We start from the raw sequence: 14,316 nt of genomic DNA, 5'->3' as shown, positions 1-14,316 counted from the left end.
GGCAACTGATTGGGAGAATTTGATGTCGCAGCCTTTAAATAAAATAATCCCTGCATTCGTGATACTGGCCGGTTCTCTGGGCCTGACGGGCTGCGCGACCAAGGGCTTCGTGCGTGAGCAGGTCGCCACGGTGAACCAGCGGGTCGATGCCCTCGACGCCCGGTTGCAGGCGACGGACGGCACGGCGAAACAGGCCTTGGCGGAGGCGCAGTCCGCATCCGCCCAGGCGCAGAATAACGGCCAGCGTCTGGATCAGATCAACGCCCGCGTGGATAGCGTGGAACAGAGGATGCAGGAAAACCGGCGCAAGCGCGCCCGTAACTGACAGCCATCATCCTTCGCTGCCGGTCGTGCAGCGGATATGGACCGGCGCTTTATCAGGCGCCGGTCATTTTCGAGTGAATCCCTGATGAAAATGATCCTTGCGGCGCTGGCTTCATTGGCGCTTTGTGGCGCCATGCCGGCGCTGGCGGCGGATAAGGTCAAGACTGCCGCATCGCGCAGCGCCGCGCGGGGGAGCAGCACCATCGCCCCGCCGGATGTGCCGCGATCAGCGGACGCCGCGCGCGTCCTCGACTGGATCGCCGCCAGCGGCGACAACAGGTCGCTACCCTATATCGTCATCGACAAAAATGCCGCCCATGCCTTCCTCTTCGATGCGAAGGGGAAAAATGTCGCCGCCGCTCCCGTCCTGATCGGCATCGCCGTGGGCGACGACGCCACGCCGGGCGTCGGCAAAAAGAGCCTTGCAGAGATCGGCCCGGCGGAAAAGACGACGCCAGCCGGCCGCTTTCTGGCGAAATTCGGCCTCGCCGCCGGGCGCCAGAAAGTGCTCTGGGTCGATTATACCACCTCCGTCGCGCTGCATCCGATCCCGAAGGGCAATCCGAAGGAGCGGCGGCGCAATCGCATGCTGTCCCCCACGATAGAGGACAACCGGATCACCTTCGGGTGCATCAACGTGCCCTTGAAATTCTATAATGGCCATCTTCGCCCGCTATTTTTGCGCAAGGGCGGCTATGTCTATATTCTGCCCGACACCAAGCCGCTGGAAGAGGTATTTCCGCTGATACGCGTCCAACCTTTCCTCAGCGCCAGGGCGGGATGAGCGAAATGAAGTCCAGGGCAATTCACATGGCGGTCCTTGCCATCCTTGGCCTTTCTGCTGCGCCTGCACCGGCGGGTTTCTATTCAGGCAAGGAGCTGGCCGAAGTCTGCCTGGCCAAAGCCGGTTCGCCCGACTATTTCGAAAAGACCTATGAATGCGTCGCGTACATCGCTGGGGCGGTCGATGCCTTCAATACGACGCGAGAGGTCAACAAGCTCAAAAGCTGCATCCCCGCAAAGGTGACCGTCAGCAAGTTGCGCGACATAACCGTCAAATATCTGAGCACCGATCCGCCCGGCATGAACAAGTCCGCTTCCGCACTTGTCTTTGCAGCGACGCGCAAGGCCTGGCCCTGCCCCAAGAGAAAATAGGGCCCGATCGCCATTCAGCCGCCGCGCATCAATACATATGCTGGCCGCCATTGATCGACAAAGTGCTGCCCGTGATGAATGCGGCATCGTCGCTGCACAGAAACGCAACGCCGCGCGCAATCTCCTGCGCCTGGCCAAGGCGGCCCACGGGGATCTTGGCGACGATCTTCTCCAATACCGGGGCAGGCACCGCCGCCACCATGTCGGTATCGATATAACCGGGCGCGATCGCGTTCACGGTCACGCCATATCTTGCGCCCTCCTGCGCCAGCGCCTTGGTGAAGCCGTGAATGCCGGACTTCGCGGCCGCATAGTTGACCTGCCCATATTGGCCCGCCTGCCCGTTGACCGATCCGATGTTGACGATTCGTCCCCAGCCGCGTTCGCGCATGCCGCCAAAGGCCGCCTTGGCCATGTTGAAGCAGCCGCCAAGGTTGATGCGCATGACTTCGTTCCAGTCATCGAAGCTCATCTTGAACAGCACGCCGTCACGCGTGATGCCTGCGTTGTTCACGATAATATCCACCGGACCCAATGCCTCGGCCACCGCAGCGCAGCCGTCCAGGCAAGCCTGATGATCCCCGACATCCCATTTGAAGGCCGCAATGCCTGTCCGCGCCGAAAAGGCCTTCGCCTTTTCCTCATTCCCCGCATAATTCGCGGCGACCTGATAGCCCATTTCCTTGAGCGCAAGGCTGATCGCCTCGCCGATGCCGCGCGTGCCTCCAGTGACAATTGCAACTCTGCTCATATCCAACGCTCCGTACAATATAGCGGCAAAAAAAATGGGGCCGGCAATTTGCCGGCCCAAGTTGGAGAGCCTTCGCAAGAAGGCTCCCGGGTCGCACCTGAAAAAGTGTGAGGATCTGACCGCCGCCACGCTGAAACCAAAGCGTTGGCCGCGCCCAACCGCCTTGTCCGCCTAGTCAGCGGCGCCATCCGCCACGGCCCAGAACCGCTCTTGCAGCGCTCTCGCCGCAGCGCCAGTCAATGGTTGCCGCTGAAGATCGGAATCTGAGGATGACCATGACCTGTGCACTAGGCCGGGAAATTGTCTTGCTCTGCTATACAATCTACCGCTCTTTCTATTCCTGACAGACAACGGCAGACATCCTCTCTAATCGTCAAGATATCGACTGATGCCATATTTGTTGTCAGCATCGTCTAAACTCTGATGCTGTTTTACGCACAGGAACGACCTTCCGGGAAGATCAAAACTTTGTACGAAATCGTACATTCAACCGTCGCTTTATTATACAGGCGCGGGTGATTTCCCCAGCCGGAGTACCCCTTTTACGCCCATATTTTTCCGCTCCGGCACCGGAACGATTGCGCGGCCGGAGTGGTTATAAGCAGTTGAAAAAGAGAGATGCCGCCGAGGATTTCGACGGGCACCGCCGCTACAGGAGGGGCTCTGAGCCATGCAAGGCAACGCCAGTGTTGCACGTACCGGCAATTACCTGCTGGCAGGCATGGCTCCGCAAGACCGGCAAATATTATGGCCCGATCTGCACAGCGAAGAATTGCCAGCCAGGGCCTATCTGGAACGGACGGGCCATCGTTCGGAAAATATCTATTTCATCGAGGCCGGTGTGATTTCCCTGCTGGAAACCGGCGATCTGCGGGAGCCGGTCGAGGTGGGCCTGATCGGGCGCGAGGGGATGGTGGGCGTCAGTTCGCTGGTGGCCGATCTTTTGCCCCAGCGCGACAGCTATGTGCAGATTGCGGGACGCGCACTGGTCATCACCCGGTCCGGCCTTTTGCGGGCAACCCGCTCTAGCGACGGGCTGCTCACCTATCTGCTGCGCTATGTGCAGACCCAGATCGCGCAGATGAGCCTGAACGTCAGCGCGAGCGTACGGGCCAATGTGCAGGCGCGGCTGGCGCGCAAGCTGCTGATGTATCATGACCGGGTGGGGCTGGACGACCTGCCGCTCACCCATGAAAATATGTCGATCATGCTGGGCGTCCGGCGCGCCAGCATCACCCACGCCATCCACATTCTGGAAGGGGAGGGGTGGATCAGGGCGCAGCGGGGCCTTGTCACCATCCGCGACCGGCACGGGCTTGAAAGCTATTGCGGCCCTTTCTACGGCGTCGCCGAAAGCCGCTACGATCAGATCATGAATGCGCAGCGGCCGATCCATCCCGTCCGTTCGCCTCAGGCGCCGGGCGCTGCCGGAATAAGCGCCTAGCGCGTCGTGAATTCCGTGCAGCCAGCCGCGGTTTCGCGCGTTTTCTGGAACCAGGCAGGCGATCTGATCTATGTAATCTGCGCCGCAAAGCTGATGTGCGAGGGTCATCTATGTCCGCGACGCAAGCCAAACTTGAAAACCGCCTGGCGCGGGCGGAGGCCGAGCGGGACCGGTATCGCGGCCTCTTCGACTCGCTGGGGCAGGGCTATTGCGAACTGGAGCTTATCCGCGATGCAAGCGGGCGGGCGGTCGACCAGCGCTATATCGAGTTGAACCCGGCCTTCGAACGTTTTTTCGGCGTTCCGGCGGCGCAAGCCAGGGGGCGCACCGCGAGCGAGATCTTCCCCGGCCTGGAGGGCTTGTGGACGGAAGCCTTCGATCGCGTGGCGCGGACCGGGCAGGCGGAGCGGCTGGAATATCCGGTCGCATCCCTGAACCGCTGGTTCGAGGTGTTCGCTTATCCCGCGGGCGGCGACCGGGCCTATGCGCTCTACGAGGATGTGACGGTCCGCAAGCGCACCGAACTGGCCCTGCGCGAGAGCGAGGAGCGCCAGACATTCCTTCTCAGGCTGGCCGACACGCTGCGGCCGCTCAGCGATTCTTCCAGGATCAAGGCGGAGGCGATGCGCGCGCTGGGCGAACATCTCCACCTCAGCCGCGCGCAATATTATGAGGCGGATGACAGCGGCGAATATTTCGAAGCCGGTGGCGGCTATGCGGACGGCGTGCCCGCGAGTGCCGGGCGCGGCCTGATGAACCAGTTCGGGCCGCATGTGAAGGAAGCCTTCAACCTCGGAAAGACCGTCGCCGTGGCGGATGTCGCGCGCGACCCGCGCGTCAGCGCGGCCGAACTTGAAGCCTATGATGCCATTGGCCTTCGCGCCTTCGTCGGAATTCCGCTCGTCAAGGACGGCCGCTGGGTGGGGGCGATCGGCCTTCATCACTGCGCGGCGCATGAGTGGACCAAGACAGAGATCGCCCTGGCGGAGGAGGTTGCCGAACGCACCTGGGACGCTGTCGAGCGAGGACGGACGGAGCAGGCGCTGCGTGAGAGCGAGGCGCGCCTCGCCGCAGCCTTCGAAAGCGTTCCCGCCGGGGTCGCTGTGATCGGCCTCGATGGCAAGGTGGTGATCGGCAACAGCGACTATCTGCGCTTCCTGCCCTCCGGGATCATCCCGTCGCGCGATCCGGCGCATAAGGGCCTCTGGCAGGCATGGGATGCGCAGGGCAGGCCGCTCGCGCCGCAGGACTTTCCCGGAGCCCGTGCGCTGCGGGGCGAGAGGGTAGTGCCGGGACAGGAGATGGTCTATCGCGGCGAAGATGGCCGCGAGCGGTGGACCAACGTCGCGACCACTCCCACCCGCGACGCAGCGGGCAATGTCACCGGATGCGTCAGCGTCATCAGCGACATCACCGAGAGCAAGGCGGCCGAAGCGGCGCTGCGGGAAAGCGAGGAGCGGCTGCGGCGGTTCGGCGAAGCGTCGCAGGATGTGCTGTGGATTCGCAGCATCGACACGCTGCAATGGACCTATCTGACGCCTGCGTTCGAACGCATTTACGGCATCACGCGCGAGGAAGCGCTGACCGGAGACAATTATCGCAACTGGGTCGGCTTGATCGAGCCGGAAGACCGGGCGCAGGCAGATGACGCCATCCGCAAAGTGCTGGCGGGAGAGCATGTCACCTTCGACTACCGGATCAGACGGCCCAGCGATGGCGAGGTCCGCTGGCTGCGCAATACGGATTTTCCCATTCGCGACGCGGCTGGGCGCATCGTCCTGATCGGCGGCATCGGTCAGGACATCACCCGCGCCCGCGAAGCGGAGGAACGGCAGAATATCCTGCTCGCCGAATTGCAGCACCGGGTCCGCAACATCCTTGCCGTCCTTCGCTCGATCGTCAGCCGCTCCGACGATGGCGAACGGTCCACCAGCGATTATGTGCAGCATTTGCAGGGCAGGATCAGCGCCCTTGCCCGAACGCAGGCCCTGCTGACGCGCAGCGCGGGAGCGGGCGTCGACCTGGAGGAAATGATCCGGGACGAACTGGTCGTCCAGGCCGCGCAGCAATCTCAATTCACGCTCAAGGGACCAGCGATCGAACTGTCGCCCAAGGCGGCCGAGGTGCTGACGCTGGCGGTGCATGAACTTGCGACCAACGCGACCAAATATGGCGCCTTTTCGCGTGCTGACGGTCATTTGATGGTCCGCTGGCGGGGGGAGGCGCGGGAAGGCGGGAACTGGCTGGTGCTGCACTGGAAGGAACATGGGGTGCCGATCGTCGATGCCGTTCCGCGACGGCGCGGTTTCGGCGCGGAACTGATTTCGCGGCGCATCCCCTATGACCTGAGCGGCACGGGCAGTTTCGACCTCAAGCCCGGAGGGCTGGAAAGCCTGATCGAATTCCCGCTCAGGCCGGGGGACAGCATTCTTCAGACCAGTGGAGTGAGCCGATGATCGTACGCAATCTTGAAGGCGCGCGGGTGCTGGTCGTTGAGGATGACTATTTCCTTGCGACCGACTTGCAGACTGCGCTGGAAGCGGCGGGGGCGACCGTGGTGGGGCCCTTTGGCGATGCGTCGGAAGCGGAGCGGGCGCTGCTTGCCGCCAGGCCGGATTGCGCCTTCGTCGACGTCAATCTGGGCCACGGCCCGTCCTTCGATCTGCCGCGCGCGGTTGCGCGGGAGGATGTGCCCTTTGCATTCGTGACGGGTTATGACCCCGGCATCATCCCTGACGAATTTGCAGGCGTGACCCGCTTTGAAAAGCCGATGTCCGCCACAAAGGTGGTGCAGGCGATGGCGCATATGCTGCGCGGAGAGTGACTTAGACGGTCACCGCCCGCACCGCAGTGCGTGGCAATGGCGGCAGATGCAGATAGGCGGGGTCGAACTCTCCGGCGAAGCTGAGCGCTTCCCAATCGATGATCGTCACCATCCCGCGCGATGTCTGGATCAGGCCCTCTTCGCGCAGCGCCTTGATCGACCGGTTCACATGCACCGATGTCAGCCCCAGCGCGTCGGAAATCTGTTCCTGGGTGATCGGAAAGGGGAAGCTGCCATCCACATATTTGCCGATCTGGGCCGACCGGACCGCCATTTCGCACAGCAGATGGGCAAGACGGCCGCGCGCATCCCTCCGTCCCGCGCTGACCAGCCACTGCGCCACGATATTCCCGTCGATCACGCATTCCCGCCAGAAGGCCGCCGCGAGAGCGGGAAAGCGGAATGCCAGTTCGCTCAAGGCAGTATGCGGTATTTCGAAGATCGTCGTCGCCGTCAGCGCCACCAGCGCCGATGGCGCGGCCGGAAGCATGAGCGAATATAGATCGACCATGTCCCCGGCGATGTGAAAGGATATATGCTGGCGTCTTCCATCCTCCATCTGCGAAAAGCGGGACACGAGCCCGCTCGCGACGAGGCATGAGTGGCTGACCTGCTCGCCAAGCCGCACGATCTCTCCATGCGCGGCGATCTGGCGCGGCCGCGCGGGAAGGCGCAGCACCGCTTCCTGTTCTTCCGCCGACAGCGGCGAACGCACCTGGACCTTGTTCAGGAAAAGCTGAAAGGTTTCAGTGGCTGGAGCAAAACTCATGATCCTGTCCAACTGTGCAGCGGCACCCGCAAGGTGGGGATACCGGCACAACGCGCGAAACCCGAAACGGTCTCACATGGATGACAGGCATGCGACGGGCCGTTCAGCCGGTCTCCCGGTTGCTTGAGCGGATGTGCGCCCTGTGGTGCGGGTCAGGCGCGAAGGTACAGGCGCAGTCGCGGTCAGGCGGCGTTGCCAGCCATGCTCCCCGCCGCGACATCGATCGCCGAACCGGTGATATGCCGCGCTTCGTCGGACAGCAGGAACAGCACGCTGTCGCTGACGTCCGATGGCTCGACCCACGGCACACCCTGCGGCGCGAAGGGGTTTTCGCGCATCTTCGCTTCGAATTTCGCCTGCGTCGGCGCCGGGTCGCCGGGCAGGGCCCTTTTCCAGGCGGCGGCATTGTTGAGCAGCGGCGTGTTGACCGCGGTGGGGCAGACGCAATTGACGGTGACATTGCTTCTGGCGACTTCGAGCGCGGTCGCCTTCACCATGCCGATGACGCCCCATTTGGACGCGCAATAGGCGGCCGTGTTAGGCTGGCCGGTCCGGGCGGCGAGCGATGCGACGGCGACGATCCGGCCCGACCGGCGCTCCACCATGCCGGGCAGAACCGCGCGCATGCTGTGGAACACGCCGTAAAGGTTGGTGCGAAGGATGTCGTCGAACAGGGCATCGCTCATCGACGCCAGCGGAGAGGTGCCGTACACCCCGGCATTCGCGATCAAAAGGTCGATCCTGCCGAACGTCCGTGCGCCCTTTTGCGCCACGTCCGCAGCGGCGGCGGGATCGCGCACGTCCGATTTGAGCGCCAGCACGCGCCGCCCCGCCGCGCGCACCATATCCGCCGTCTCGTCAAGATCGGCCTGCGTGGCCATCGGATAGTCGATCGTCGGCAGCGAAGCCATGCTGTCGGACAGGATGATGTCGGCGCCCTCCGCCGCAAGGCGCTGGGCATGGCTGCGGCCCTGGCCGCGCGCGCCGCCGGTGATCCACGCCACTTTTCCGGCAAAGCGCCCGGCGGGCCGTTGCGGCGCTGCGGCTTCGGCCGCGCCGCTGGATGCCGACGCGGCGGCCACCAGACCTGCCGACGCAACGAACTGGCGGCGCGAGATGCTGGGGTCGTCCTCAGCCATGGCTTCATCCTCCCTTAATGGCGGCGTTCAAATCAGCCGCCGGTCATCGCCCTATCTCTACAGGGCCCTGTCTCCGCAGGCGATTCCTCTGCGGTAAAAAGTCTACGATCGCGTTTCCATACAGGCAAGAGCATGCTTGCTTTCGCGCCCGCCCAATGTGAGATGAGCGGCATGAAAAGGACGGGGCGGCCGACAAAGGAAGAATCGCGTGTGCTGACGGGCGACCTGCTGGGCGTCGCGGCGGAAATGTTCCTTGACCGGGGCTATCGCGCGACATCGATCGAGGCTGTCGCCGCGGAGGCCAGGGTGGCGAAAAAGACGATCTACGCGCAGTTCGGCGGCAAGGCTGGCCTGTTCCGCGCGGTCTATCAAAGCATCGCGGAACGGCGCGGCAAATTGCTGCCGCTCGGTGACCCCGGACCGGGGCGCGAGGGCCTGATCCGAAGGGCCGAAGCGATCGTGGAAGGCGCGTTCGAACGCCACGCGCTCCAGTTCAACCAGTTGCTGATGCGAGAAGGCGCGTCCTTCCCGGAGTTGCAGCAGATCACCGCTGAAATCACCGAAATCCACATCAGCGCGCCCCTGAAAGCCTATTTCGCGCGGGAATTGCCGGATGCGTCCGATGACCGGCTTTCCTTTCTGGCCGAAGCCTTCATCAATGTCCTGCTCGGCCGCTATATCGGCCTTGTTTCGCAGCCGGGCATATCGTCGCTGCGCGCCTGGTACACGAAGGAACGCATAGAAGCGCTGTGCGATCTTTACTGGCACGGCTGCCGATCCTCCTGACCCGATCTTCCCCAAGCCATCATTCTTCGGGTGCGGCCACAGTCCTCATCAGCTGGCTTTCATGTCGATCACCGTCACCGGATTGGTGCCGTCCCATGTCCGCGTCGCGGCAATCCCTGAATCCATCAGTTCGCGCGTCGCGGGGCTTTCGATGAACTCGTACATCATGCCGGGCTGGCCTTCCGATTCCAGATAGGCGACGCGCGTGCCGGGGCTGGACGCCATGAATGCCAGCGTCATTCCATCGGCTTGCGCGCCAGCGACTGCGGCATCAAGATCGTCCACGACCCAGGCGATATGATGCATGCCGGTCAACAGCGCGCCCGATGCGTCCCGATAGGGCGAGGGCGCGTCATTGGTGATCTGCATCAGTTCGACCTGCGTCTCCCCCTGATAGCCCATGGCGACGTCGCAGGTGACGAGCGTGTCGGCTCCGCGATACTGGCCCCTCATCGTCACGTTGCGGAACAGGGTCCACGGCCCGATGCCCAGACGCGTCATCCATGACTGGACGCCCGCGTCCAGATCCTCGACGATGATGCCGATCTGATCGATCCGGCCCATTTTTGCCTGAGTCATGATGATAGCCTTGTCATGATAATATTCGCTCTCCCGCCATGTCGCGTCCGGTTATTGCGCGGTTGTAAACTGCCGGTCCGGCATGTCCCTGCGCCCGGATGAAGCTGGCCGGGGACAGGCCGGTGGCCCGCCTGAACGCGGTGGAAAAGCTGCTCGCCGATCTGAAACCGATCTGCTTCGCCACCTCTCCGATCGGCAACTGCTGCTGCGCCAGAAGAGTCTTTGCGCGCAATATCCTGATCATCGCGGAATAGTCCGCCAGCGTCGATCCGGTCGCTTGGCGGAAGCTGCGCGACAGGTGGCAGCGGCTGATGCCGCACGCATCCGCTAGGCTGTTGACCGATGGCCAGTCACCCGTCGTTTCATGCAGCATTTCCCTGATCTTGCGCAATTGCCATCCGGTCAGGCCGCCCTTGGCCCCGTCATCCTCCTCGCGCGCGTCCGCCTGAAACAGCCGGGCGAGATCGACCAGCATCGTTCGCAGCAGGGATTCGATCAGCATCTCGCTTCCGAATCCCGGCTGTTCCAGTTCCTGACTGATCCGCCTGATGCTGCGGCTGATGCTGTTCGACCTGATGTCGATGCAGCGGCGCAGGCGGGCCGGGTCCCAATCGTTCAGCCCCGTCAGCCCTTTGAAGGACGCCGCATCATATTCGCAAATCAGGATCCGGGACGGCCCGCCCTTCCCATAAGCATGCAGCGGATGCCCCGGCGGCCGGAGGATCACCGCGCCAAGGTCGGACCATGTGTCGAGCGCGGGCACGAAGCGGCCCTTGCCATCCGGGCCGTCTGCCCTTGGATAGGTGAAGGACAGGATGGGCCGGTCCTCATCCTCTATCACCTCATGGGGCGTGGGAAAATCATAGTGGCGCAGCTGCACCGTCGCGAGCGGCGCCTTATGCGCAGACTGAACCGTCCACAACCCAGGTGAAACAGCCACTTCCCTCTCCCATCGTTGCGTATTGTTTAATGGCTTTTACCGTCATGATAAACATGAATCTCGGCCCAAATGCATGTAAATGCGTAACAGAAGAGAAAGATAAGCACAGAGACGAACTTGCCTCCCCACCCGGCGGGGGAATATTGTCCGCATCATAAGGGGGAGAGCGCGGGAGCATGTTCACAGGATATGCTCCCGCCTTTCCAGGTGCGGCTGCAACAACGGGCTGGCCTGCTCCGGCACATGCGATTTTCGCACAAATGCAAAAACTTGTCACATCTGCGTAGCTGCCAAGCGGATGCAGCCTGCATAGGCTCCCCTGATCGACCGCCCGGACCAACGGGCGGCAAAAAACCGGACATTGGGAAAAGGGAGAGGCATTTTGTTTCAGTCTCGCACGCTGTTTTTAACTACCGCAGGGTCGATCGCGCTTGCCGCCGCCTCGCCTGCTCTGGCGCAGCAGCAGCCCGCAGCGGGCGCCGCCGCCCCGGCCGACACGGGCATCGCCGACATCATCGTCACCGCCAACCGCCGTGAGGAAGCGATCCAGAGCGTGCCGGTCGCCATCACCGCGCTCAATAACGAGACGCTGCGCGAGCAGAATATCTCCAGCCCCACCGACCTGCTCGGCCGCATCCCCTCGCTCAACGTCGCCTCCAACGGCACGCAGCGCGATGCGGAGACGATCACCATTCGCGGTCAGGGCCAAAGCTATCTCGCGCCGGTGGGCGTCGTGAACTATTTCGCCGAAGTGCCGCTGATCCAGGGTTCGATCATCGCGAACCAGGGCGGGCCGGGCACCTTCTTCGATCTGGAATCGCTTCAGGTGCTGCGTGGTCCGCAGGGCACGCTGTTCGGCAAGAACACCACCGGCGGCGCGCTGCTGCTCGGTCCACAAAAGCCCAAGGATTCCTTTGGCGGCTATGTTCAGGCCCAGATCGGCAATTATGACGACCGGGAGTTCGAGGCCGTCCTCAACGTCCCGCTCGTGGCCGACAAGCTGCTGCTGCGCGTCGCGGGGAAGAAGGTCGACCGCGACGGCTATACCAAGGATGTCGGCCCGGCAGGCGTCGTCACGACCCTGCCGTTCCAGGATTTCACGCAGCCTCCGCCCTTCTTCATCGGTCAGGCGCCCGGACAGGTGCTGCCCGGCAACCGGCTCAATTCCGGCGTCAACGGCCTGCCGGGCCCGGCCGATACGAACAATGGCTACCGCGGCAAGGATTATGACGACCGTCATTACTGGACCGTCCGCGCCGGTTTGACCTTCCGCCCTGTCGATGGCGTCGAAAATTATCTGGTCGGCTATTATACCAAGGCGCATAATAACGGTTCCGGCCAGGTGCTGACGAGCGTGAATACGACCAGCAGCAACCTCATCAACCTGGTCGCCAATAGCTGGGGCAATGGCAGCGGCACCGGCATTCCCTTCGATGCGACCGACTCCACAATTTCCGAAGCCGTTCTGGCGGCGCAGAAGGCGCGCGGTCCCCGCCGGGTGATCCTCAACAATGATCAATTCTACCGGCTGACGAACTGGGCCATCACCGACATCCTCACCATCGACATTTCGGATCAACTCACCTTCCGCAATGTCTTTGGCTATCAGCGGATGAAGCAGTCCTATAGCTGGGATCTGGACGGCAGCTTCCTTCCCGTGCTCGCACAGGTGCCCGGTGTCGTGCAGCAATCGGCGATCACGCGTTTCGGCAATGTCTATGGGGCGCAAGCCGGTGACGTCGCCCACGTCACCAATGTCAGCCTGATCACCGAAGAACCGCAGCTTCAAGGCAGGCTGCTGGATGGCAGCCTGAACTTCGTGCTGGGCGCCTTCTATTCCAAGCAGAAGCCGGAAGGATTGCAGGCGACCGGGTCCTATAACGGGGCCGCGAACGGTGGCGGCTTCTTCGCCATCACGACCAAGAGCAAGGCGCTTTACGCGCAGGGCACGCTGGATTTCGGGGCGTTCAGCCCGTCGCTGGACAGCCTGAAGCTGACCGCCGGTATCCGCCGGACGGAGGATAGCTATTCCGGCAGCCGCATCTCGCCGGATTATGTCGTCCTGCCTATTGGCGCGGCGAGCGAAAAGACGCGCGCGACCACCTGGACCCTTGGCCTTGATTATGAGGTGATGAACAACGTCCTCCTCTTCGGCAAGGTCACCAAGGGATATAAGGCGGGCGGCTTCAACTATGCGGCCGTTCAGCAGGCAGGCCTGACCTTCGCGCCGGAATATGTGAAAAGCTATGAAGTCGGCGCGAAGACCGACTTCACCCTGGGCGCCGTGCCGGTGCGGGCCAATATTTCGGCCTATCATCTGGACTATGACGGCATCCAGCGCACCTTCTCGGAAAATGTCGCGAACGGTTGTCCCGATCCGGCCAATCCCTTCTGCAACACGACCGGCATCGACCAGGGCGCGCGCACGTTCAACGCAGGCACAGCGCGGGTCAGGGGCGTGGAACTGGAACTGACGGCCCGTCTGACCAAGGAATTCACGCTGTCCGGCGGCTATTCCTACACCAGCGCCAAATATAAGCGCTACTTCCTGGACGTGCCGCCCGATCCGGTCACCGGCCCGCAGCAGGGGGTGAAGGACTCGTGCAACGGCCCGGTGCCGATCCCGCAAGGGCCGGGCGCTCCGCCCACGACCGTGGACCTGTCGTGCACGCCTTTCCCCTTTACGCCAAAGAACCAGTTCTCGATCAACGCGCGTTACGAATATGAAATGGATCGCTCGGTCGGCACATTCGTCCTTTCGGGCGGATACACCCATGCCGACAAGTCCTGGACCGCGCCCGCATCGACCGTGGCGAGCGAGCCGGGCGGTTATGTCGACGCCTATGACGTCTTCAACGCGTCAGTCGAATGGAACGGCATGATGGGCACTTCGCTGGACGCGCGTTTCTTCGTCACCAACCTGACGAACGAAACCTACCGGATCAGCAATTCGAACGGCGACAGCAACAATCTGGGCTATTCGACCAGCATCTACAGCGAACCGCGCATGTACGGCCTGTCGATCCGCTACCGCTTCGGCGAGCAATAAGGCAAGGCATTCATCGCCGGATGACAAGGAAGGAGCGTAGCCAGGCGGCTTCCGCTCCTTTCCTGTGCTGCGGCGGCCCCATTCTGAACGAACCGCAGTAGCTTCCCATCAGAAGGCCCTGTTTCTCCTAGAGGCTAAGGCAGCCGCGTCGCGTGATAGGCCACTTGCCGCCATAGCCCGCCGCTTTCTCTGCGCCAGACCTGCGTCGCGAAGGTGCGGCTGGTCAATTGCTCGCCCGTGGCCCGCCGCATCAGGGATGTCGTCACCGCGCCGCTGACGATCGCGCCATTGTCTCCGGCCGGGCGCACGGCCGCTTCATGCTGGGCGATGTCCACAAACCGCATGACCTCCAGCGCATAGGTCAGGAACTCCCCCTTGTTCTGGACCGCGCCAGAGGCATGGACGTGGATCAGATCGTCCGCGAGCAAGTCCTCCAACGCGCGCCGGTCCTGCGCGATGAGGGCGGCGCGGCGCTCTCCCCCGCGCTGCTCCAATATCGTTTCCAGATCTTGCATCATGCCCAGGTCAGGCGCACAAGCGCCGCCGCCCCCGGCAT

The 14,316-nt window shown here is 62.9% G+C and carries 14 protein-coding genes; 8 read left to right on the top strand and 6 right to left on the bottom strand.

What is annotated here, in order from left to right; all coding sequences use genetic code 11:
- Positions 1-22 precede the first annotated feature (22 nt).
- The 3 genes from ET21_RS0110950 to ET21_RS0110940 all read left to right on the top strand — a co-directional run bounded on the left by ET21_RS0110950 (position 23) and on the right by ET21_RS0110940 (position 1,479).
- Positions 23-325, top strand: coding sequence for a hypothetical protein (locus tag ET21_RS0110950; RefSeq protein WP_030539706.1), 303 nt, complete (start codon positions 23-25; stop codon positions 323-325).
- 84 nt (positions 326-409) lie between these two features.
- On the top strand, positions 410-1,108 hold the full coding sequence (locus ET21_RS0110945) for a hypothetical protein (RefSeq protein WP_030539705.1): 699 nt from the start codon (positions 410-412) through the stop codon (positions 1,106-1,108).
- A 26-nt stretch (positions 1,109-1,134) separates the two neighbouring features.
- On the top strand, positions 1,135-1,479 hold the full coding sequence (locus ET21_RS0110940) for a Rap1a/Tai family immunity protein (protein ID WP_237751540.1): 345 nt from the start codon (positions 1,135-1,137) through the stop codon (positions 1,477-1,479).
- Between the two features lie 28 nt (positions 1,480-1,507).
- On the opposite strand, the gene phbB is transcribed toward ET21_RS0110940, so the two are convergent.
- Positions 1,508-2,230 (bottom strand): acetoacetyl-CoA reductase, encoded by a 723-nt coding sequence (phbB, locus tag ET21_RS0110935; protein WP_021238981.1) that lies wholly within the window; start codon positions 2,228-2,230, stop codon positions 1,508-1,510.
- 670 nt (positions 2,231-2,900) lie between these two features.
- Between phbB and ET21_RS0110930 the strand changes: the two genes are divergently transcribed.
- From ET21_RS0110930 to ET21_RS27055, 3 genes are all read left to right on the top strand, one after another.
- Positions 2,901-3,674, top strand: a complete 774-nt coding sequence (locus ET21_RS0110930; RefSeq protein WP_030539703.1) for a Crp/Fnr family transcriptional regulator — start codon at positions 2,901-2,903, stop codon at positions 3,672-3,674.
- Between the two features lie 110 nt (positions 3,675-3,784).
- Positions 3,785-6,130 (top strand): PAS domain S-box protein, encoded by a 2,346-nt coding sequence (locus tag ET21_RS27060; RefSeq protein WP_081856680.1) that lies wholly within the window; start codon positions 3,785-3,787, stop codon positions 6,128-6,130.
- Positions 6,127-6,498 carry a response regulator gene (locus ET21_RS27055; protein ID WP_030539701.1) on the top strand — a complete coding sequence of 124 codons (372 nt, stop codon included), beginning with the start codon at positions 6,127-6,129 and terminating at the stop codon, positions 6,496-6,498. The genes ET21_RS27060 and ET21_RS27055 overlap by 4 nt, the downstream gene beginning before the upstream one ends.
- 1 nt (position 6,499) lies before the next feature.
- Here the strand turns inward: ET21_RS27055 and ET21_RS0110915 are convergent, their stop codons facing one another.
- Both ET21_RS0110915 and ET21_RS0110910 read right to left on the bottom strand, forming a co-directional pair.
- A complete protein-coding gene (locus ET21_RS0110915) occupies positions 6,500-7,267 on the bottom strand; it encodes a Crp/Fnr family transcriptional regulator (protein ID WP_030539700.1) in 768 nt (255 codons plus the stop codon).
- A 182-nt stretch (positions 7,268-7,449) separates the two neighbouring features.
- On the bottom strand, positions 7,450-8,406 hold the full coding sequence (locus tag ET21_RS0110910) for a mycofactocin-coupled SDR family oxidoreductase (RefSeq protein ID WP_081856679.1): 957 nt from the start codon (positions 8,404-8,406) through the stop codon (positions 7,450-7,452).
- Positions 8,407-8,577: 171 nt separating this feature from the next.
- Between ET21_RS0110910 and ET21_RS26590 the strand changes: the two genes are divergently transcribed.
- Positions 8,578-9,192 (top strand): TetR/AcrR family transcriptional regulator, encoded by a 615-nt coding sequence (locus tag ET21_RS26590; protein WP_162180702.1) that lies wholly within the window; start codon positions 8,578-8,580, stop codon positions 9,190-9,192.
- Between the two features lie 48 nt (positions 9,193-9,240).
- Here the strand turns inward: ET21_RS26590 and ET21_RS0110900 are convergent, their stop codons facing one another.
- Positions 9,241-9,771 (bottom strand): VOC family protein, encoded by a 531-nt coding sequence (locus ET21_RS0110900; RefSeq protein WP_030539697.1) that lies wholly within the window; start codon positions 9,769-9,771, stop codon positions 9,241-9,243.
- Between the two features lie 13 nt (positions 9,772-9,784).
- Positions 9,785-10,711, bottom strand: a complete 927-nt coding sequence (locus tag ET21_RS26585; RefSeq protein WP_156029113.1) for an AraC family transcriptional regulator — start codon at positions 10,709-10,711, stop codon at positions 9,785-9,787.
- Between the two features lie 382 nt (positions 10,712-11,093).
- Between ET21_RS26585 and ET21_RS0110890 the strand changes: the two genes are divergently transcribed.
- Positions 11,094-13,760, top strand: coding sequence for a TonB-dependent receptor (locus ET21_RS0110890; RefSeq protein WP_030539695.1), 2,667 nt, complete (start codon positions 11,094-11,096; stop codon positions 13,758-13,760).
- 134 nt (positions 13,761-13,894) lie between these two features.
- Here the strand turns inward: ET21_RS0110890 and ET21_RS0110885 are convergent, their stop codons facing one another.
- Complete coding sequence (locus ET21_RS0110885) at positions 13,895-14,278, bottom strand: nuclear transport factor 2 family protein (RefSeq protein WP_156029110.1); 384 nt, start codon at positions 14,276-14,278, stop codon at positions 13,895-13,897.
- Between the last annotated feature and the right edge of the window lie 38 nt (positions 14,279-14,316).

Source organism: Sphingobium sp. DC-2 (genome assembly GCF_000722555.1).
In the GTDB taxonomy this organism is placed as follows: Bacteria; Pseudomonadota; Alphaproteobacteria; order Sphingomonadales; family Sphingomonadaceae; genus Sphingobium; species Sphingobium quisquiliarum.
Note: the sequence above shows the minus strand (reverse complement) of the source record. Positions and strands in the feature narration are given on the sequence as shown.

What these genes read in the sequence shown, in the direction of transcription:
- ET21_RS0110950 (WP_030539706.1), top strand. Translation starts at nt 23, where the DNA reads ATGTCGCAGCCTTTAAATAAAATAATCCCTGCATTCGTGATACTGGCC.
- ET21_RS0110945 (WP_030539705.1), top strand. Translation starts at nt 410, where the DNA reads ATGAAAATGATCCTTGCGGCGCTGGCTTCATTGGCGCTTTGTGGCGCC.
- ET21_RS0110940 (WP_237751540.1), top strand. Translation starts at nt 1,135, where the DNA reads ATGGCGGTCCTTGCCATCCTTGGCCTTTCTGCTGCGCCTGCACCGGCG.
- phbB (WP_021238981.1), bottom strand. Translation starts at nt 2,230, where the DNA reads ATGAGCAGAGTTGCAATTGTCACTGGAGGCACGCGCGGCATCGGCGAG.
- ET21_RS0110930 (WP_030539703.1), top strand. Translation starts at nt 2,901, where the DNA reads ATGCAAGGCAACGCCAGTGTTGCACGTACCGGCAATTACCTGCTGGCA.
- ET21_RS27060 (WP_081856680.1), top strand. Translation starts at nt 3,785, where the DNA reads ATGTCCGCGACGCAAGCCAAACTTGAAAACCGCCTGGCGCGGGCGGAG.
- ET21_RS27055 (WP_030539701.1), top strand. Translation starts at nt 6,127, where the DNA reads ATGATCGTACGCAATCTTGAAGGCGCGCGGGTGCTGGTCGTTGAGGAT.
- ET21_RS0110915 (WP_030539700.1), bottom strand. Translation starts at nt 7,267, where the DNA reads ATGAGTTTTGCTCCAGCCACTGAAACCTTTCAGCTTTTCCTGAACAAG.
- ET21_RS0110910 (WP_081856679.1), bottom strand. Translation starts at nt 8,406, where the DNA reads ATGGCTGAGGACGACCCCAGCATCTCGCGCCGCCAGTTCGTTGCGTCG.
- ET21_RS26590 (WP_162180702.1), top strand. Translation starts at nt 8,578, where the DNA reads ATGAAAAGGACGGGGCGGCCGACAAAGGAAGAATCGCGTGTGCTGACG.
- ET21_RS0110900 (WP_030539697.1), bottom strand. Translation starts at nt 9,771, where the DNA reads ATGACTCAGGCAAAAATGGGCCGGATCGATCAGATCGGCATCATCGTC.
- ET21_RS0110885 (WP_156029110.1), bottom strand. Translation starts at nt 14,278, where the DNA reads ATGATGCAAGATCTGGAAACGATATTGGAGCAGCGCGGGGGAGAGCGC.